The 19,290-nt window shown below is 41.2% G+C and carries 23 protein-coding genes; 1 reads left to right on the top strand and 22 read right to left on the bottom strand.

Features of this window, described 5'->3' with window-relative positions; all coding sequences use genetic code 11:
- Positions 1 to 147: 147 nt before the first annotated feature.
- The 19 genes from aroH to ACYH0L_RS10250 all read right to left on the bottom strand — a co-directional run bounded on the left by aroH (position 148) and on the right by ACYH0L_RS10250 (position 15,716).
- Positions 148 to 531, bottom strand: a complete 384-nt coding sequence (gene aroH / locus ACYH0L_RS10160) for a chorismate mutase (protein ID WP_099728083.1) — start codon at positions 529 to 531, stop codon at positions 148 to 150.
- The gene (gene aroB, locus ACYH0L_RS10165) at positions 528 to 1,619 is read right to left on the bottom strand and encodes a 3-dehydroquinate synthase (RefSeq protein ID WP_327924707.1); all 1,092 of its coding nucleotides are present in this window, start codon (positions 1,617 to 1,619) and stop codon (positions 528 to 530) included. Before aroB ends, aroH begins: the two co-directional genes overlap by 4 nt.
- Positions 1,619 to 2,791: a chorismate synthase gene (aroC, locus tag ACYH0L_RS10170; protein ID WP_099728085.1), complete on the bottom strand. Its 1,173-nt coding sequence runs from the start codon at positions 2,789 to 2,791 to the stop codon at positions 1,619 to 1,621. The genes aroB and aroC overlap by 1 nt, the downstream gene beginning before the upstream one ends.
- Before the next feature lie 73 nt (positions 2,792 to 2,864).
- A complete protein-coding gene (locus tag ACYH0L_RS10175) occupies positions 2,865 to 3,644 on the bottom strand; it encodes a CheR family methyltransferase (RefSeq protein ID WP_099728086.1) in 780 nt (259 codons plus the stop codon).
- Between the two features lie 144 nt (positions 3,645 to 3,788).
- Entirely contained in the window at positions 3,789 to 4,235 is a 447-nt protein-coding gene (ndk, locus tag ACYH0L_RS10180; RefSeq protein ID WP_003216015.1) for a nucleoside-diphosphate kinase, read from the bottom strand.
- A gap of 129 nt (positions 4,236 to 4,364) precedes the next feature.
- Positions 4,365 to 5,327: a heptaprenyl diphosphate synthase component II gene (gene hepT, locus ACYH0L_RS10185; protein ID WP_099728087.1), complete on the bottom strand. Its 963-nt coding sequence runs from the start codon at positions 5,325 to 5,327 to the stop codon at positions 4,365 to 4,367.
- A 24-nt stretch (positions 5,328 to 5,351) separates the two neighbouring features.
- Positions 5,352 to 6,056, bottom strand: a complete 705-nt coding sequence (locus ACYH0L_RS10190; RefSeq protein WP_482354006.1) for a demethylmenaquinone methyltransferase — start codon at positions 6,054 to 6,056, stop codon at positions 5,352 to 5,354.
- 3 nt (positions 6,057 to 6,059) lie between these two features.
- Positions 6,060 to 6,827 carry a heptaprenyl diphosphate synthase component 1 gene (locus tag ACYH0L_RS10195; protein ID WP_099728089.1) on the bottom strand — a complete coding sequence of 256 codons (768 nt, stop codon included), beginning with the start codon at positions 6,825 to 6,827 and terminating at the stop codon, positions 6,060 to 6,062.
- A gap of 115 nt (positions 6,828 to 6,942) precedes the next feature.
- A complete protein-coding gene (gene mtrB / locus ACYH0L_RS10200) occupies positions 6,943 to 7,173 on the bottom strand; it encodes a trp RNA-binding attenuation protein MtrB (RefSeq protein WP_482354007.1) in 231 nt (76 codons plus the stop codon).
- Between the two features lie 23 nt (positions 7,174 to 7,196).
- The gene (gene folE, locus ACYH0L_RS10205) at positions 7,197 to 7,766 is read right to left on the bottom strand and encodes a GTP cyclohydrolase I FolE (RefSeq protein ID WP_099728090.1); all 570 of its coding nucleotides are present in this window, start codon (positions 7,764 to 7,766) and stop codon (positions 7,197 to 7,199) included.
- Between the two features lie 190 nt (positions 7,767 to 7,956).
- Positions 7,957 to 8,235, bottom strand: a complete 279-nt coding sequence (gene hbs / locus ACYH0L_RS10210) for a non-specific DNA-binding protein Hbs (protein WP_003215863.1) — start codon at positions 8,233 to 8,235, stop codon at positions 7,957 to 7,959.
- Positions 8,236 to 8,609: 374 nt separating this feature from the next.
- Complete coding sequence (spoIVA, locus tag ACYH0L_RS10215) at positions 8,610 to 10,088, bottom strand: stage IV sporulation protein A (RefSeq protein WP_008344534.1); 1,479 nt, start codon at positions 10,086 to 10,088, stop codon at positions 8,610 to 8,612.
- A 205-nt stretch (positions 10,089 to 10,293) separates the two neighbouring features.
- A complete protein-coding gene (locus ACYH0L_RS10220; RefSeq protein ID WP_230030328.1) occupies positions 10,294 to 11,019 on the bottom strand; it encodes a hypothetical protein in 726 nt (241 codons plus the stop codon).
- A gap of 18 nt (positions 11,020 to 11,037) precedes the next feature.
- A complete protein-coding gene (locus tag ACYH0L_RS10225) occupies positions 11,038 to 11,241 on the bottom strand; it encodes a DUF2768 domain-containing protein (RefSeq protein ID WP_034318888.1) in 204 nt (67 codons plus the stop codon).
- A 266-nt stretch (positions 11,242 to 11,507) separates the two neighbouring features.
- Entirely contained in the window at positions 11,508 to 12,545 is a 1,038-nt protein-coding gene (locus ACYH0L_RS10230) for an NAD(P)H-dependent glycerol-3-phosphate dehydrogenase (protein WP_099728092.1), read from the bottom strand.
- Positions 12,546 to 12,559: 14 nt separating this feature from the next.
- Positions 12,560 to 13,870 (bottom strand): ribosome biogenesis GTPase Der, encoded by a 1,311-nt coding sequence (gene der / locus ACYH0L_RS10235; protein ID WP_034318883.1) that lies wholly within the window; start codon positions 13,868 to 13,870, stop codon positions 12,560 to 12,562.
- A 161-nt stretch (positions 13,871 to 14,031) separates the two neighbouring features.
- Positions 14,032 to 14,226 carry a capping complex subunit for YIEGIA gene (locus tag ACYH0L_RS10240; RefSeq protein ID WP_008344527.1) on the bottom strand — a complete coding sequence of 65 codons (195 nt, stop codon included), beginning with the start codon at positions 14,224 to 14,226 and terminating at the stop codon, positions 14,032 to 14,034.
- Between the two features lie 6 nt (positions 14,227 to 14,232).
- Positions 14,233 to 15,117, bottom strand: coding sequence for a YIEGIA family protein (locus tag ACYH0L_RS10245; RefSeq protein ID WP_099728093.1), 885 nt, complete (start codon positions 15,115 to 15,117; stop codon positions 14,233 to 14,235).
- Complete coding sequence (locus tag ACYH0L_RS10250; protein WP_419180174.1) at positions 15,114 to 15,716, bottom strand: YphA family membrane protein; 603 nt, start codon at positions 15,714 to 15,716, stop codon at positions 15,114 to 15,116. The genes ACYH0L_RS10245 and ACYH0L_RS10250 overlap by 4 nt, the downstream gene beginning before the upstream one ends.
- Positions 15,717 to 15,836: 120 nt before the next feature.
- On the opposite strand from ACYH0L_RS10250, the gene ACYH0L_RS10255 reads away from it, so the two are divergent.
- The gene (locus tag ACYH0L_RS10255) at positions 15,837 to 15,968 is read left to right on the top strand and encodes a YpzI family protein (protein WP_249705735.1); all 132 of its coding nucleotides are present in this window, start codon (positions 15,837 to 15,839) and stop codon (positions 15,966 to 15,968) included.
- A 116-nt stretch (positions 15,969 to 16,084) separates the two neighbouring features.
- On the opposite strand, the gene fni is transcribed toward ACYH0L_RS10255, so the two are convergent.
- From fni to cmk, 3 genes are all read right to left on the bottom strand, one after another.
- Complete coding sequence (gene fni / locus ACYH0L_RS10260; protein ID WP_099728094.1) at positions 16,085 to 17,152, bottom strand: type 2 isopentenyl-diphosphate Delta-isomerase; 1,068 nt, start codon at positions 17,150 to 17,152, stop codon at positions 16,085 to 16,087.
- A 14-nt stretch (positions 17,153 to 17,166) separates the two neighbouring features.
- Positions 17,167 to 18,318, bottom strand: coding sequence for a 30S ribosomal protein S1 (gene rpsA / locus ACYH0L_RS10265; protein ID WP_099728095.1), 1,152 nt, complete (start codon positions 18,316 to 18,318; stop codon positions 17,167 to 17,169).
- Between the two features lie 223 nt (positions 18,319 to 18,541).
- Positions 18,542 to 19,219: a (d)CMP kinase gene (gene cmk, locus ACYH0L_RS10270; protein ID WP_099728096.1), complete on the bottom strand. Its 678-nt coding sequence runs from the start codon at positions 19,217 to 19,219 to the stop codon at positions 18,542 to 18,544.
- Positions 19,220 to 19,290: the final 71 nt, after the last annotated feature.

The following is a 19,290-nucleotide window of genomic DNA, read 5'->3' on the forward strand; positions in this document are numbered from 1 at the left end:
TTGCTCTTTTAGGCAGTATGATTAAATAGAAGTATCGTATCTCTGCTCAACTCTACTCATCTCAACTACCCTAGTCTCATTCTCATCTTCTCTAAGCTTGCATTTGCCGTTTACACCTATGTGTAAACTTCGGCTGTTCATATCGTATTATAATTCCTTGTTTTTTGTCAACTGTAAATCAGGGCGAAGCGTAACGGCTCCTTCCAAGTACACATGCTGTATGTCTTCCTGCTTTGTATCTGTCTGGACGGTCATTAACACCCGAATGCACTGTTTTAGACCGCCATCAATGTCAAGCTCCTGCATACAAGTGACAGGCACATATGTCCAGCCTTCAAACTGACGAAGTGCTTTTGCCGGAAAAACGGAGTGAATATCTTGTGTAGCTGAAATCAAGATCTGCACGACACGCTCTGGATCTACTTGGTTTTTTGAAATAATGGCTTCTAGCAGCTGTTTCGTTTTGTTTAACACTTCTTTTTCTGTATCTTCTGTCACAGTTGTAGCCCCACGTATCCCTCGAAACATCATAGACACCCCTCCTCCCGTTTCCATTCTTCGAGCCAATGATACAGCTCATCTTTTGTGAAAGAATGCAGGGTAACGTCTCCAACCTGTTTTAATAAAACAAATTGAACACTACCCCCTCTTGCCTTTTTATCACCAATCATGCGATCAACAAATGTTTTCGTTGAAATATCTTGCGTGACTTGTACTGGGAATCCCAGTTCGTTCATCCACATTTTTAGTTCCTTACGATGAAGGCGGAGTCCTAGTTGCTTTTCGCTCACATATAAAGCAAACTGCATGCCAATCGCAATTGCATCTCCGTGAGTGATGGCTCCGTATCCATACTCCGCTTCAATGGCATGCCCAAGTGTATGGCCTAAATTCAAATATGCGCGCACGCCTTGTTCTTTTTCGTCTTCTTGAACAATCGATGCTTTGACTTGGATCCCTTGATACAGCATATGTGCGAGCTCGCCCTTTGATAATTCGGTCAAAGAACGAATGGACATCAGTTCTGATAAAAAGTCTTCACTTGAAATCAGCGCATGTTTGATGACCTCAGCGAAGCCCGATCTCAGCTCAATTTGAGAAAGTGTCTCAAGCATACTCGTATCATAGATCACAGCTTTCGGCTGATGAAACGCACCTATTAAATTTTTACCAAGCGGATGATTGATCCCTGTTTTCCCGCCGACTGCACTGTCATGTGCCAGCAGGGTCGTCGGAACTTGAATAAAATCAATGCCTCTCATATAAGTGGCAGCAGCAAATCCAGCCAAATCCCCAATTACGCCTCCTCCCAGCGCAATGATGCACGAGGAGCGATCGAGCTGAAATTGAATGGCTTTCGTATGAATATGCTCAAACTGCGCAAAAGATTTCGATTGTTCTCCGTTTGGAACCACCACTTTTTGTACAGACCACTTCTGTTCAAGTAATCGCACCATTTCATCACCGTAAATAGCATCAACGGCTGAATCTGTAACGATTAGGAGCTTCGTATAGGAATGCCCAGTGGAAGTCATCAAGTCTACGATATTGCGTTTAATCCCATCACCGATATATACAGGATAAGTGGCTGAAGACGTCTTCACTTCCAGTGTTTTCATTAAAACTCCCTCTGAAGCTGGCGCATTTTTTCAACATTTTCTTTAATGCGATCTATTTGATCAAGACCAAACTGCTCAACGACTGCATTGGCAATTTCCCATGCCACGACTGCTTCTGCGACAACACTTGCGGCAGGAACAGCACAGCTATCAGAACGCTCAATACTTGCAGAGAAAGGCTCTTTCGTTTCAATATCAACGCTTTGAAGCGGCTTATAAAGAGTTGGGATTGGCTTCATGACCCCTCTAACGACAATCGGCATGCCAGTTGACATTCCGCCTTCAAGACCACCTAAGCGATTTGTTTTTCTCGTATAGCCTTTTTCTTCATCCCAGATGATTTCATCATGGACCTCACTGCCATTTTTAGAAGCCGCCTCGAAGCCAATACCGAATTCAACCCCTTTAAAAGCGTTGATGCTAAGGACAGCGCCCGCGAGCTTGCTGTCCAATTTGCGGTCATAATGAACATAGCTGCCAACTCCAACTGGCATACCTTCAACAATCACTTCGACAATGCCGCCAATCGAATCGCCATTTTTCTTAGCTTCATCGATGGCATCCATCATTTTTTGACCTGCTTCACTGTCATAACAGCGAACTGGTGATTCTTCTGTTACCTTTTGCAAATCTTCAATAGACTCATATGCAGTATCAGCTGCTTTCACTCCGCCAATTTCAAGGACGTGACCAGCTACCTTGATCCCTAGATGAGCTAAGATTTGTTTGGCTACTGCTCCTGCTGCCACGCGAACTGTAGTCTCGCGGGCTGATGAACGCTCTAATACGTTTCGCATATCACGGTGACCATATTTAATCGCACCATTTAAATCCGCATGTCCTGGTCTTGGACGGGAGATTTGACGCTTCATTTCACTCTCTTCTTCCTCAGTGATCGGCTCTGCCCCCATCACCTTTGTCCAGTGTTTCCAGTCATTATTTTCAACAACAAGTGTAATAGGAGAACCTAATGTTTTCCCGTGGCGAACACCACTTAACACTTTTGCTTGATCTTTTTCGATTTGCATTCTTCTTCCGCGGCCATGACCTTTCTGTCTTCTAGCCAGTTCATAATTGATATCATCCTGCTCTATGTAAAGTCCCGCTGGAACTCCTTCAATAATTGTGGTCAGTTGTGGACCATGTGATTCACCTGCTGTTAAGTACCTCATGACTTAATCTCCCTTCATCGCATTAACGCTTTTAAGTAAAACTATGATAACACACTTGCTACTAAAAAGTCAGCTAGATACCCTTCTTTTGATAAAAGAAAGTATCAGCAGATGTCAGTCCAAACTTTTCCGGGTGAAAAATTTGTTCTGTAGAGCCAACAAATAACACACCATTTTGCTTTAAACTGTTGCTCATTTTCAAGTAAATCTCTTCTTTCGCCTCTTCTGTAAAATAAATAAGTACATTTCGGCAGACGATGAGATCAAGCTGTTTTTCATATGGATCTGCTAAAAGGTTGTGCTTCTTAAATTGAATGTGCTTTCGAATCTCATCTTTCACAGTGTAAAATGAAGAATCTTCTTTTGTGAAATATTTTTGTTTGATCTGATCTGGCACCTCTTGCAGAGAGCGTTCATGATATCTTCCTTTTTGTGCTGATTGCAGGACTTTATCATCAATATCAGTTGCAATAATTTGGAAGTCCTTCACAAGAGGATGACTTGACAGCAGCATCGAAAGGGTATACGGTTCTTCTCCTGTCGAGCATGCTGCACTCCATATCTTTACGTTTCCACTATTTTTTAAAAGCAGCGGAAGAATTTTTTGCTCAAGTACTTCCCAGCGCTGATAGTTTCGGTAAAATTCTGACACATTAATGGTCATTCTGTCCATTGTTTCATCTAACAGCACTCTATCCTTTTCAAGAGCAGCCGCGAATGTTTCAAAATCTTTATATCCTTTTTTATCATAAAGTGATGTTAATCTTCGTTTCATTTGCGCTTCTTTATAGAGATTCAGATCAACCCCGGTTAGTTTTTTCCATTTTCCAACAAATACTTGATATTGATCCATCAATGTCCTCTCCTGTCTCATCTATCTTTGTCCTAGTATAGCTGTTTTTATCAAAAATTTGTATCATCTCATGCGAAATTTCGTATAGAAATATCAATATAAAAAAGCCAAAGTGCTCAATTGATGAACACCTTGGCTTGAACCTTAATAAATCCAGCTTGAGATGGTTTGATCCCAGTTTGTGAGTTCTTCTTGTTTAAAGAATAAGTTGATTTCTCTTTCAGCACTTTCTGGTGAGTCTGAGCCATGGATAATGTTTTTTCCAACGGTTAACCCATAATCTCCTCTTATTGTGCCAGGCAGTGCTTCTTTCGGGTTTGTTTTTCCAATAATCTGCCTTGTCACGTCTACTACCTGTTCACCTTGCCATACCATAGCAAATACAGGTCCTGACGTAATAAAGTCAACCAATTCTCCGAAAAATGGTTTTTCTTTATGCTCTCCGTAATGTGTTTCTGCTACTTCTTTCGGAATACTCATTAGTTTTGCACCAACAAGCTGAAGTCCCTTTTTTTCGAACCTTGACACAATTTCACCGATTAATTGTCTTTCAACACCATCAGGTTTAACCATAAGAAATGTTTTGTCCATATACGTTTTCCACCCCGTCGTTATGTATGTATAGGCTTACATTGTTACAGAGTGATCGTATCATTTTTTTTTGTAATAATCAATTTTTGACAAAAAATTTCACAAAAAAACCAATCAACCAAAAGTTGATTAGAATTTTCGTTTCCCAATATATTTTGCAATGGAGGCTAATGACGTTTTCGCTCGTCCACGTGGAAGCTTGTCAAGCTGTTCAAATGCCTTTTTCAAATACATTTCACTCACTCGAATGGAGCGGTCAATCGCATCTGTTTGTTTGAGATGTTCAATTACAGGCTTCAGCTGCTTTTCGGTCGTTTCGCTATTAATCAGCTTCAATTGTCCTTCTAGTGTCGGATCCTTTAGTGCATATAAGACTGGAAGTGTGACATTCCCTTGTAAAAGGTCTCCGCCAACAGGCTTCCCTAGCTCTTCTTCAGTTGATGTGAAGTCAAGGACATCATCAATGATCTGATAGGACATGCCAACATAGTATCCAAACCAGTAAAGGGCTTTATGTGTTTTTTCATCTGTCCCTGCTGCAATGGCACCTAATTGACAGCTGCCTGCAATGAGCAAGGCTGTTTTTCTCTTAATTCTTCTTAAATATGTACGAAGGTTTTGATCCATGTTGTATTTGTCTTTTACTTGCTCTATTTCACCAAGACAGAGCTCGACAACCATTTTTGACAAAATTTCATGTGCCATTGGGTGATTGATCTTTGTCATGTACTCAAGCGATCGTGCAAACAAGTAATCCCCTGTGTACATGGCAATTCTATTGTCCCATTTTGCCTTAATCGTTGGCTTTCCTCTTCTCAGCTCTGCATCATCAATGACATCATCATGAACAAGCGATGCCATATGAATTAATTCCAGGGCAACAGCAACATATTTAATTTTATTAATGTCATAGTCGCCAAACATGCCTGAAAGGAGAACAAAAACGGGGCGGATTCGTTTTCCGCCCGCTTGCAGCAAATGAAGACCTGCTTCACTTAATAATGCATAATCAGAGCGAACTGTTTGTTCAAGCTCTTTTTCAATTATATCGATATCATGATTTAAAAAAGAGATCATTGCTTTTAGTTTCATTATCTTCACCCAAATATCGTTTATTCAAAGCTTCTTTCCGATATGTGTTGCTGCTACACCGCCTGTAAATGGATGATACGAGACATCAGACAAACCGGCCTCTTCGAAAAGAGCCGCCAGCTCTTTCATGCCAGGGAACGTTTTGGCTGATTCTTGAAGCCATGAATACTCCTGAAAGCTTTTGGCAAACAGCTTACCAAAAAGCGGCATGATGTATTTGAAATAGACATAATAGCCTTGTTTAAAGCCAATCATCTCAGGCTGTGATGTCTCAAGGCAGACAACCATTCCACCAGGCTTCACCACTCTTGTCATTTCCTTTAACACCGTTAAGTAATCAGGGACATTTCGAAGACCAAAACCAATTGTCACATAATCAAATGTGTTATCCTCAAAAGGAAGCTCCATTGCATTGCCGTGGATCAATTCAATTTGATTGTAGCCCCCTGTCTTCACCTTCGTTTCACCAACACTCAGCATATTTTTACTAAAATCAAGGCCTTTGACCTCGCCCTTTTCTCCGGCAGCGTCTGCAAGCGCAATGGTCCAATCGGCTGTCCCGCAGCATACATCTAATGCTTTGGCTCCTTTTTGAACATTCATGAGCTTCATTGTTTTATCGCGCCATTTTTTATGCTGTTTAAAGCTGATGACAGAGTTCATCTGATCATAGTTTTTATAAATTTTTTCAAATACACCGTGTACTCGCTGTTCTTTTGATTGCTGCATGACTTACCCTTCTTCCACTTTCTGATGGTACGCAGGCTCATTTTTCATATGATCCAAGCGATTTAATAGCTCTTTTTGAACGACCGGAGATGAATCAAGATACTTCTTGATCGGCAGTTTGGCTTGCTCATAGCCTTCATTCTCAAAGTTGTCAAAACATGTATAGGCGTCCGTATAGCTATCGTTCAAAAAAAGTTTTAAATGTTTGTCATCTTCTGCTTGTTTCATAAAACGCTTATAAACAAGGAAACGACTTGCAATCTCATTCCAATGCGTTAATTGAAAATGCTCAGAAATCCTTTGGAATAGCGCAGACTCCACTGTAGCTACACTTTTGTAAAAGTGCGCTGCATCTTGAATGGATCGATCATACAGTCTAATTTTATGTTCATTAATCTCTTTAATTGCCGTAGCGAGCGTGCGGATCATGTAAATGTCTTTCATGTCAGAGAGAAGAGAATAATAGAGACCGCTGAAATAGTCTCCTGCTAGGATGGTCAGCTGACGATTTTTGAATTCGTCTTGTTTGATGGCTGCAGCAGTTGTGACTTCGTCATGGGTATCAAGGGCAATTTGCACAAGCATCGCCGTTAGAATATAATTTTCTTTTTTCTCTGCATCAATTTGAGCTTCATCAAACATAGCATGAAAAAGAAGGAGCTTATCTTCATCGATGAGTGGCGCACGCAAATGCTTTGCCAAATAAGGATGAGAAAGCTTTTTATTTAATTTTATATTTAGATTAGATAAAATTCCGTAGATGTCTTGCAAAGATATCACCCTTGTCCCAAAAATTACAGTTTCATATGTAGCCCTGCACATTGTATAGAGATTTATTATACCATATGAGCTCTCACTTTTATGCTATCAAGTGCATACTCGTGCTCTATTTCTTTGCTTCGCTTTGAATTTCACCGAAGTTTGTTTGAATGACAGCATCGCCTCTTACTTTGATGGCTGACGTATGCTCAGTAAATTGTGCGATAATGACTTCACCTTTATCGAGCTTTTCGGAATGGTGAAACCTTGTATCAGAGCCTCTAGTTAAGCCGATTACGTTTACACCATTATCAATGGCTTTAATGACCACAAAATCAGATGCTTTTTTTTCACTCAATCTGTTCACCTTCCATCTATTGATTAGTCGTTTTTAATAAAGGAAAGCACTTCTGCTCTTGCTGCCGCATCCTTTGCAAATGTGCCGCGCACTGCTGATGTGACCGTTTTGGCACCAGGCTTTTTCACTCCGCGCATCGTCATGCACATATGCTCAGCTTCAACGACAATCATCACACCATGCGGATTTAGTGTTTCCACCATACTATCTGCAATGGTTGATGTAATGCGTTCCTGAAGCTGCGGGCGCTTTGCAACGGCCTCTACTGCTCTTGCAAGCTTGCTAAGTCCCGTTACTTTCCCGCCGCGCGGAATATAAGCGACATGGGCTTTTCCATAGAAAGGTACAAGGTGGTGTTCACACATTGAATGGAAAGCAATATCTTTTACAAGAACGAGTTCTTCATGATCTTCACCAAAAATGGTTTTAAAATGTTCTTTTGGATCTTCATTTAATCCCGAGAACACTTCTTCATACATTTTTGCTACTCGTTTTGGGGTATCAAGAAGTCCTTCACGATCCGGATCTTCTCCGATTGCTTTTAATATATCGCGTACAGCGTGTTCGATTAGTTCTTTATTTATTTCACTCATGTATTATATCCTCCAAAGGCGATTACATTTCAATCAGATTCTAGCACACTTCAGATCCTAAAAGCAAAGGAGAGCGTTCTAAACGAACCTTTTGAATCAAAAGGAAAAGCCCCTTATCGAAGGGGCTTTTCTAGACTAGTGTGAAACTGTATATGTATAACTCCTTAAATAGGATGATTACACATAACGATTATTTACCTGCCACCGCATCTTTAAGTGCTTTACCTGGTTTGAAAGCAGGTACTTTGCTTGCAGGGATTTCGATCTCTGCACCAGTTTGTGGGTTACGTCCTTTACGAGCTGAACGCTCACGTACTTCAAAGTTACCAAAACCGATAAGTTGGATTTTGTCACCATTTTTAAGTGCATCTAAAATTGTATCAAAAACAGAGTCAACTGCTTTTGTCGCGTCTTTTTTAGATAACTCGCTTGCTTCAGCAACCGCGTTAATAAGTTCTGTCTTGTTCATGCCTTTCACCTCCTCCCAAAAATATGCATTCAGTAGATTGTTATCATTTCTTCACAATTCATCTTCTTTCTATACACTTTTTTTGAAAAAAAAAGCGTCTAGAAAGCGTCATACATGGCTTTTCATTAGAAAACTACTCTTTGAAGGAATGTTTGTCCAACAAAGTGAAGATTTTCTGTAAGTAGATTAACACATATGAAATACCATATCAAGCATTTTAAAGGGAAGAATCCTTATTCGTCAAGGATTAAGGGCACTTTTGCGAACGAATATTCCTAATTTCAGCCTGAATCTGACTAATCTTTATACAATTGTCTTTTTATGACTCATATAGCACGCAAAAAAAGACCCCTATCAAAGAGAGGTCTCACATGTTATAGAATAATCGCGATCAGACCGCCTGATCCTTCGTTGATGATTCTTTCAAGCGTTTCCTTCAGCTTATATCTTGCATTTTCTGGCATCAGAGACAGCTTTGCTTGAATGCCTTCTCTGACAAGGGAGCTGAGTGAGCGTCCAAATATATCTGAATTCCAAATCGAAAGCGGATCATCTTCAAAGTCTTGCATTAAGTAGCGGACAAGCTCTTCACTTTGTTTTTCTGTTCCGATAATCGGTGCAAATTCGCTCTCTACATCCACCTTAATCATATGAATAGATGGAGCAACTGCTTTTAATCTCACGCCGAATCTTGATCCTTGCCTAATGATTTCAGGCTCATCTAAACTCATATCTGATAAAGCTGGCGCTGCAATCCCATAGCCAGTTTGCTTCACCATTTTTAATGCGTCTGACACTTGATCATATTCTGTCTTTGCATGCGCAAAATCTTGCATGAGCTCTAGAAGGTGGTCTTTGCCCCTAATTTCCACACCAACCACTTCTTTTAGGATATGATCATATAGATCATCTGGCGCATACAGGTCAATTTCTGCGATTCCCTGACCCATTTCAATACCCGCTAAGCCCGCTCTTTCAATAAAGTCAAATTCACTGAATTGACCTACGACGCGGTCGACATCTCTTAATCTTTTAATATCCTTTACGGTTTCCTTCACTGAATCCTGATAACTCTCTCTTAGCCAATGGTCTTCTTTTAGCACCATGACCCAGCTTGGCAGGTTCACATTCACCTCAAGCACTGGGAATTCATACAATGCTTCACGAAGAACACTGAGTACGTCTTGCTCTCTCATACTTTCCACACTCATGGCAAGTACTGGAATATCATATTTTTGGCTGAGTTCCTGCCGCAGTGCTTCTGTTTCAGGATGATATGGTCTCACGGAGTTGATCACCATAATAAATGGCTTTCCAACTTCTTTGAGTTCATCAATCACACGTTCTTCAGATTCAATATAGTCATGTCTTGGGATTTCGCCAATTGATCCGTCTGTTGTAATCACAACACCGATGGTTGAATGCTCTTGAATGACCTTGCGTGTACCAATCTCTGCTGCTTCATGAAATGGGATTGGTTCCTCATACCACGGTGTGTTGATCATTCTCGGTCCATTTTCATCTTCATACCCGCGTGCACCAGGGACTGTGTATCCTACACAATCGACAAGCCTGATGTTGACATCAAGACCGTCACTCACGTGAATAGATGCCGCTTGATTTGGCACAAATTTTGGCTCTGTGGTCATAATGGTTTTTCCTGCTGCGCTTTGCGGCAATTCATCCTGTGCTCTTGCACGGTCTGCCTCATTATTGATATTCGGGAGCACCACGAGCTCCATAAACTTTTTAATAAACGTAGATTTCCCTGTACGAACAGCTCCAACGACTCCTAAATATATATCGCCTCCTGTTCGTTCAGCGATATCCTTGAAAATATCGACTTTTTCCAAGTGATCCCCTCCCGGACTTGCTATCCTCGTTTTCAAATAAAATACTCTATACTTCAATCAAACTGTGCTTGAAAGGTGTCTGGACAATATATGTGTATGACGTTGTCCTATTTGAATATGACACCTTTTTTGTTTTGAGAGTAAGTTTAGCCATAAAAAAACCTTTCTCCTCATTTATATGCAGAGGAAAAAGGTTCATTCTTGTTTATGACGTCTTTTTTTCTAAAAAAGCAGGCTCACCTTTTTTATTGATTGTATATGGGACAGAAAATGCCGGTACAAACGGGGTTTCCTGCCAATATACATCTTGAATGTTTTCACCTGGTTTCAGCTTTTGTTTTGTGTTTTTCAAAATATGAGCAAAATCACTGCGATAGTCCACATAGATTTCGCCATTTGATGAAATGAGTAATGGGAGGGAATTCCCCGTAACAGGACTCATGACCGTAGGCGGCGCTTTTAATCCTAGTTTTTTTTCATTTAACGTATATAAATTTTTGGACACCACTTTGCCGTAGGGCGGATATGTATGTTCGTCTTGATATATTTTGATTCTAAGCCGTAATTCACTGATGGTTTGCGTCATTTTGACATCAAGCAGTTTCACAGTTGGTTTTTTTTCGACGTCTGTGAGGACATAAATATATTCGCCTCCGCCTTCAAAGGATGTAGACGGTACATCGTGTAAATACCTTGGTGATAAGCGCTTAAAGTCGATGACGTACTTCTGATAAACTGGCGTTTCTGCTTCTTTTGTTTCAATTGGCAAAAGACCATTTGTCGCTTTTTGAAACTCCTCGATCGCTGTCTGCACGCTTTGCAGCTGCTCCTCGTATGGCACCCGGCTTTCAGCTTTGCGATTCTCTGGATAAAGACATCCTGTAAGTAAAATAAGTGCTAACAACGTGACACTGACTTTCGCTTTAATCATCACATTCTTCCTTTTTCTTTATTCATTGACCGGCCCGCTAAATACAACTAAAAAGACAATGATCCCTGATATGAGCATCAAGCTGTATGCGACGGTCGAGGCTGTTATTTTCAGAAATCGGCTTTTCAGCTTAAACCTGCTGAAATAGATGGTTACTACGGCTAAAAACATGAGCCCCATTGAACCAAGCGCAAACCACATCTTGATTAAAGCAAAACTCATCGTGCCTGTCCCCCTTCAAAACGAACAAATTGTAAGCGTTTATATTTCATTCTAAACCAAAAATAAGGTAAATATCAATCATTTTTCCAATCATTCAGGAAAAAGCGCATAAAAAAACTGAAGCAAAGAGGGGGACTCTGCTTCAGTCATTAAGTCGACTATTTTTCCTCATTCTGTAGAGGCAAAGCTCTATTCAAACTTCATTGCTATGTTATGCAAGTCTTCCCCTTCTTGCATCCTCTACATGCCTAAGTTCAGTCTTCCAATTATTTTGTTTGGTTTTCGAACATGTTCACAAGGTCTTCCATCTCATGTGTTTTCACACGTGCCATCAGTGATTCTACAGCATCGTCTACCTTTTTCCCTTCAAACAGGACATGGTAAAGCGCTTCTGTAATGGGCATGCTGACCTTGTATTCTTTGGAGAGCTGGTATGCGCCTTTTGTTGTGCGGACGCCTTCGACAACCATCCCCATTTTTTCAAGTACTTCTTCAAGCTTATAGCCTTTACCGAGTAAATTCCCGCAGCGCCAGTTACGCGAATGAACACTTGTACATGTGACGATCAAATCTCCAACGCCTGTTAAACCGGCAAATGTAAGAGGATTCCCTCCCATTTTTGTACCAAGACGTGCGATTTCAGCCAGTCCTCTTGTGATGAGTGCCGCTTTCGCATTGTCACCATATCCAAGTCCGTCAGTGATCCCTGCCGCAAGGGCAATGATATTTTTCAGTGCTCCGCCAATTTCTACACCAATCACATCAGGATTTGTGTACACTCTAAAGTTGTTGTTCATGAACAAATCTTGAACAAATTGAGCCGCTTCAATATTTTCTGATGAGACAGTGACTGTTGTCGGATGACGCAAGCCTACTTCTTCTGCATGACTCGGTCCTGATAGAACAACCACAGCTTCTCTTTGCGCTGCTGGGACTTCCTGTTCAATCATTTGAGAAATTCTGAGAAGCGTATCTGGTTCAATTCCCTTACTGACATGAACAAATGGCACTTTCGCTGAGATCAGCTCATTTGCCTGCTTCAATACTTCACGAATGGCCTTTGTTGGCACAGCGACAATAATCGCATCTGTCCCCTCTAAAGCCTGCTTCATATCTGTTGTCGCCTTAATAGACGCTGGCAGTGCGACATTTGGCAAGTAATCAAGGTTTTCATGTTTCTCATTGATTTGATCAATCAACTCTTGTCTATGTCCCCACATGTGTACATCATGATGATTATCAGCTAATACAAGCGCAAGAGCTGTTCCCCAGCTGCCTGCTCCAAGTACTGAAATTTTCTTCATCCTGCTCACCCTTTTTATTTTCTCGCTCTCGCAAATATTTTAATCGGTGTTCCTTCAAAACCAAATGCATCTCGAATCCGGTTTTCTAAGAAACGCTCATAAGAAAAGTGCATAAGCTCTGGATCGTTTACAAACACAACAAAGGATGGAGGCTTGATGGCCACCTGTGTTGCATAGTAAATTTTTAGGCGCTGTCCATTATGGGTCGGCGTTGGATTCATCGCAACGGCATCCATGATAATATCGTTCAAAATATTGGTTTGAACGCGCATCGCATGATTCTCACTAGCTGTAATGATCGACGGCATTAACGTATGAATTCTCTTTTTCGTGAGAGCCGACATGAATAAAACAGGTGCATAATCAAGGAATTGAAAATGCTCGCGAATATTTTGCTCAAATTCCTTCATGGTACGCTCATCTTTTTCAACAGCATCCCATTTGTTCACAATGATCACAACGGCTTTACCGGCTTCATGTGCGTAGCCTGCAATACGTTTATCCTGCTCAATAATGCCCTCTTCACCATCAAGAACAACACCAACCACATCAGAACGATCAATGGCTTTTAATGCACGTAGCACACTGTATTTCTCTGTTGTTTCATACACTTTCCCTTTTTTTCTCATACCTGCTGTATCGACAATGACAAAGTCACGCTGATTGTACGTAAACATCGTATCGACAGCATCTCTTGTTGTACCAGCGATGTTGCTCACAATCACGCGTTCTTCCCCGAGCATAGCATTCACCAAAGAAGATTTCCCTACATTCGGTCGGCCAATTAAGCAGAACTGTACAACCTCTTCATCATACTGTGTATCTGGCAAGTTTTTAAAATGCTCTGCGACTGCATCAAGCAGATCACCGAGGCCTAATCCGTGCGTTCCAGAAATCGGATATGGCTCGCCAAATCCAAGTGCATAAAAGTCATAAACGTCGCTTCTCATTTCAGGGTTGTCCAGTTTATTGACAGCAAGTACGACTGGTTTTTTCGTGCGATATAAAATTTTTGCGACTTCTTCATCCGCAGATGTCACACCATCTCGGCCATTCACCATAAAGATGATGACATCCGCTTCATCCATTGCGATTTCTGCCTGATGGCGAATTTGCGCCAAGAATGGCTCATCTCCAATATCTATTCCACCAGTATCTATTAAATTAAAGTCATAATTTAACCATTCAGCAGAGCTATAGATTCGATCTCTTGTTACACCAGGTGTGTCTTCTACAATCGATATTCTTTCGCCTGCGATTCGATTAAAAATTGTAGATTTTCCAACGTTGGGCCTTCCAACAATGGCTACGACAGGTTTACCCATAGTACCCTTCCTTTCAATCCAGCCGCGATTCAATATGTTCATCATCATGTTTCAACCGGGATTTAAAATTTTCATTTAGTTTGTTATGAAATAAACCCTTCAAACATGAAGGGTTCAACTTATATATTATATCAATTTTTAATCAGACCACAATGAATAACTTAAAAATGTTTGACAATCAAGTAAAGATCTTCACCAATTCCGTGTGCAATCCCATCTAAAATGGCCTCTAAATTCATAGCATACATGTCGAGTTCTTCTTTATTTTCACAGAAAAAAACCGCTGTTCCTCCAATGACTCGCTCTTTATTTGTTGTGGCCACAGCCAATATGAATTGCTCAATTGTGTTCGCCATTTCTCATTACCTCGCTTTCTTTTTAATGAAATCTGTCGGCATTCTAATGGCATTTTCTAGAATTGGCACCTCTTCTAATACACGAACAGCCAAATCTTCACGTTTCCATTGCGGTAAAATAAACACGCCAAGTGTGCCGTTATTCAGATCACGTTTTGCGAGCGGACAAAGCGATGGTTCACCAGAATCACGATACACGCCAAGCACATTGGATAAATCAAATAAAATCGCTTGCCGCTGTCCAAGGTTTGCAATCGTTGTGGCCGAGTTAAAATTCTTCGGAGTCAAGATGAAGCCCATTCCATGCTCTAATATTAGTTTTTGCTTTTCAGGAAGCCCGATATTCATAATGTAAATATCATTCACGTAAAGTCCTGCCCCGTCAAAGCGAAGTTCGCCTTTTTGAATATTGACGATATCCTTTAATTGGCTGCCAGACATCAATAGCTTTGCCATGAAAAAACAAAGAATACCGACCACTGTTCCAACAACGAGCGAGAAGAAAATACAGGCTGTGGTTGTAATTAGTGCAGTGAGAATGGCAATATAATTTCGGCTTTCAAAGGCAATGGCAATGCCTTCAATATATGTACTGCCTCTTGAGACAAGCTCATACGAATCCAATTGGGTTAACGTATTTCTTTCCATATTACGTACATCACGAAATTGCGTGGCTGCTAGCGTTAGAAAGGTAATCGCAGTAAATTCCTCCTGAATCAGTGCAGGCATAATGATTGCACCAAGCCCTGACGCGATAAAACCAAGTGCTATATGAATCACTTGTCCATGAATATACGTAGGGTATTGCCGATAATCTGTTCTTAGCATATAAAGCCTGGCCGCCATCCCAAAGATGACACCAATAATGACAGGAAACGTGTAATTCGTCATGTTGATTTTGCAGCCCCTTTAACTGGTTTTCTGGAAGAACGGACGCTCAAGAGCTTTTCAAGCTGATCTACACCTAATAGGAAGATGGCGCCTTGAACAACAAGGGAAAGAAACGAGAGATCTCCTATGACAACCGATGAGGTGAGGCGATGAATCGTAAGCGTATAAAGGGCTTCGCCTAGACACACAGACATCATCCATAAGGTCAATCGTTCCGTTAACTGGTGTCCATATGTCAAACACATCAAGATCAGCAAGGCAAATATAGCCCAATCCACCTTTATTATCGTGAACCAAACCGGGTCATATAATGCAAAAATCATAAAAAAGGCATACGCGCTCACCATTGAACATAATTGCATGATTCTCATGATTCGATAAGCAGGCCGGAATATGACGAAGGCCATACAAGCATATAAAAAGGTCATCAAAAACCCTGCATTGATGCTGATGTCTAAAATGGATATCATGAAATGACTGAAGATAATATGAACAAGTACACATACTCCCAGCACGCTGCGCAAAGTGCTTTTTTCCATGATAAATGTCACCATAATCCAAACGAACCATATTGACCAATAATAGTACAGTGCCTCCAACGCCTCATCACCTCAATTACATTATGGGAAAATCTCCAGTTTTTAAACGTGCGAGAGCGTTACGGGCTTTGTATGAAATGAACAAGAGGTGACACCCTAATGGTTGAGGAGGGATGTATGATGGGTAAGGATAGACAGGAAAAACGCCTAAAGGCGTCAAGAAGAGTTGAATCTGATCGTGATCAATCAATTCATCATAAAGGGTCAACAGCATTAGAAGGTCCTGAAAACGCTCGAAAAAGAAATCAATAAAAAAAGGCATGTGATGATCACATGCCTCAGCGTGTAGATAAACCCTCGCATTCTTTGTCAAGTCTGCAATGGTTTTTGTGTCACGCTAAAAAGGAGACAACGGGCTAAACTTTATTTTAGTCCTTTGTCTCTTTAGATCTTAAACTATAGTACGTCGTATCCACGCCTCTTTCTTTTAGCCAATGACTCGTTTCACCTGTAATCACAATCTGAGTTTGTCTCAGTTCTTCAATGGTTTTCACCCCAAGCACTGTCATCATCATCTTCACATCTTCCTGAAGATCGATGATATCAGAGATGAGGCCGCTTTCTCCTCCACTAGTGAGTGATTTTAAGAAAAAGCCAGCTAACCCAGCAGCGGACGCGCCAAGAGCGATTGATTTTGTCACATCTAGTGCATCTCGAATCCCTCCAGAGGCTAAAACCGTTTGATCCTGAAAGGCTGTATGTACTTCAGCAAGACTCGCTGCAGTTGGAATCCCCCATTGATCAAAATAACGAAGTGCTTTTTGGCGTCGAAGATTTTCGATCTTAGAAAAGTTCGTTCCGCCAAATCCTCCTACATCAACGGCCGCAACTCCGGCATCAAATAATTTCTTTGCCGTTTCCTTGCTCATGCCAAATCCGACTTCTTTTACGACAACAGGCACGCCAACTGATTCAGCGATGACTGCGATTCGCTCAATTGCACCTCTAAAATCACGATCCCCTTCAGGCATGACGATCTCTTGAATGACATTTAAGTGAATCTGGAGCATATTTGCCTCCAGCATATCGACCGCTTCCCGAGCTTGCTTGATTGTCGCCTCACTGCCTAAATTCGCAAAAATCAGTCCATCTGGATTGACCTTTCGAACGACTTCATACGTTCGTCTTTCTTCTTTATCTTTCAGTGCAGCCATTTGTGATCCGACTGCGACTGGAATATTGGTTTCCTTCGCTGCGATCGATAAAGAGCGATTGATCTCATAGGTCGACTCTCCGCCACCACCAGTCATTGCATTGATAAAAATTGGCGAACCGAAAGTCAGTCCGCCAATTGTCGTATGTGTATCAATTTGTGATGTCGCAAGATCTGGTAAACTGGCGTGAACGAAGGAAACATCCTCTAAACCTGTTGCTGCATGCTGGCCAGTCGACAAAGCATGTTCAATATGCTGTTTCTTTCTTTCTGCTCGCGTCAATTTTGATCACCAAATTATTTTAGTTTATTGAGTTTATCACCGATCAGGTCACCAAGCTGGAATCCGCTTGTGTTTTCTTCTTTCGCCTGATATTGACGATAATTCTCTTCTATTTGTTTTTCAGGATTTTCTTCTAAATCACGGATGCTTAGTGAAATGCGCTCTTCATCTTCATTCACATCAAGCACTTTCACTTTCACAGTCTGCCCTTCTTCAAGGACTTCTTGAGGGGTACCGATATGTTTATGAGAGATTTGGGAAATATGCACAAGCCCTTCTACACCTGGTAGAATTTCAACAAATGCACCAAAGCTCACAAGGCGTTGAACGGTTCCTTCAAGCACATCACCTTGTTTTACCTTTTCACCAATTTGGCTCCAAGGTCCTGGTAATGTTTCTTTAATAGATAGTGAGATACGTTCGTTATCACGATCAACAGCAAGTACTTTGACCTTGACTTCCTGTCCTTCTTCAACAACGTCAGACGGCTTTTCAACATGTGCATGGGATAGTTGAGAAATGTGAACTAATCCATCGATGCCGCCAATGTCAACAAAAGCACCAAAGTCAGTCAGGCGCTGTACTTTTCCATCAATCACACTACCTACTTCAAGCTTTTGCAGGAAGTCCTGCTTTTGGTCTAATTGCTCTTGCTCAACCACTGCTCGATGTGAGAGAATCACACGATTTTTTTCGCGGTCAAGTTCGACCACGACAAGTGAGAGCGTTTTTCCTTTGTAGTCCGTGAAGTCTTCTACATAGTGTGCTTCAACAAGAGATGCAGGAATAAATCCTCGCACACCAATGTCTACGACAAGACCACCTTTCACAACGTCTTTTACTTCAGCTTCAAATACTTCTTTTGTTTCAAACTTTTTCTCTAGGTCTTCCCAAGCGCGGTCTGCATCAACAGCACGTTTCGATAAAATCAAAGCATCGTCTTCGACTTTTGTTACTTTAAGCTCTAACTCGTCGCCATCTTTCACGACATCTGATGCTTTTTCAACGTGAAGACTTGATAATTCACTGATTGGGATAATCCCAGGTTGTTTCACATTGACGATATCTACATTTACATGCTTGTCCTCAACTTTTGAAACAATCCCTTTCACTACATCTCCAACCTCTGGTACCTGAACATCGATTTGATTCATTTCCTCTGTCATTTCGATAACCTCCTTGGTCCAAACCTACACAGCTTAGTTAAAACGACTGGGTGAATATGTGTCTTAAGCATGATGATTGCCAGCCGAATATGTATTATAGAAACATTCAAATCAACATAATTGCTTGAATGATCAATAAAAATAGTATTAGTATAAACTTCTAATAAAAGACCTTGTTTGTCAAGAGATAAACCTCTAACTTATAAAAGTTTTCTAAAATTTCTTACTGTTTTCCCACGCGGTCTGCTGCGTCTAAAATTTTACCTGCCACCTCTTGAATGGAAAGGGAAGTTGTGTCAATTTCAATCGCGTCATCAGCCTTCTTCAGCGGTGATACCTCCCGCTCAGAATCAAGCTTGTCACGTCTTGCAATCTCTTCGATCAGCTGATCGTAATTGACATCGTAACCTTTTTTCTGATTCTCTTCAAAACGGCGTTTTGCTCTTTCCTCTACTGAAGCAAGCAAGAAAATTTTCACTTCTGCCTCTGGAAGAACGTGTGTGCCAATATCTCTACCGTCCATGACGACGCCGCCTCGTTTGCCAAGCTCTTGCTGCCGGCGTACCATTTCTTCTCGAACAGCTCTGTGCTTTGCGACAACAGATACTTGGTTGCTCACGCGGTCTGTTCGAATATCCTCTGTGACATCGGTGTTGTTTAGATGTACTTTTTGACCTTCGTCTGTTGACACAAGTTCAATCACTGTCTTTTTCAGTAATGCATCAAGTGCCTGTTCGTCTTCAAGGTCTACACCATGATTGAGTGCCGCAAGTGTAATCGCACGGTACATCGCACCTGTATCGATATAAATATATGATTTTTTCGCTGCGACAATTTTTGCCACAGTGCTTTTTCCTGCTGCTGCAGGACCGTCAATTGCGATAGATAATTTCTTTTTCATAATACCTCTCCTTGATTGAATCTCCCTTATGAATTGTAACACGATCACCGCTCAAACGGGGGAATTTTCTA

The organism is Bacillus sp. MC1252 (assembly GCF_056838025.1).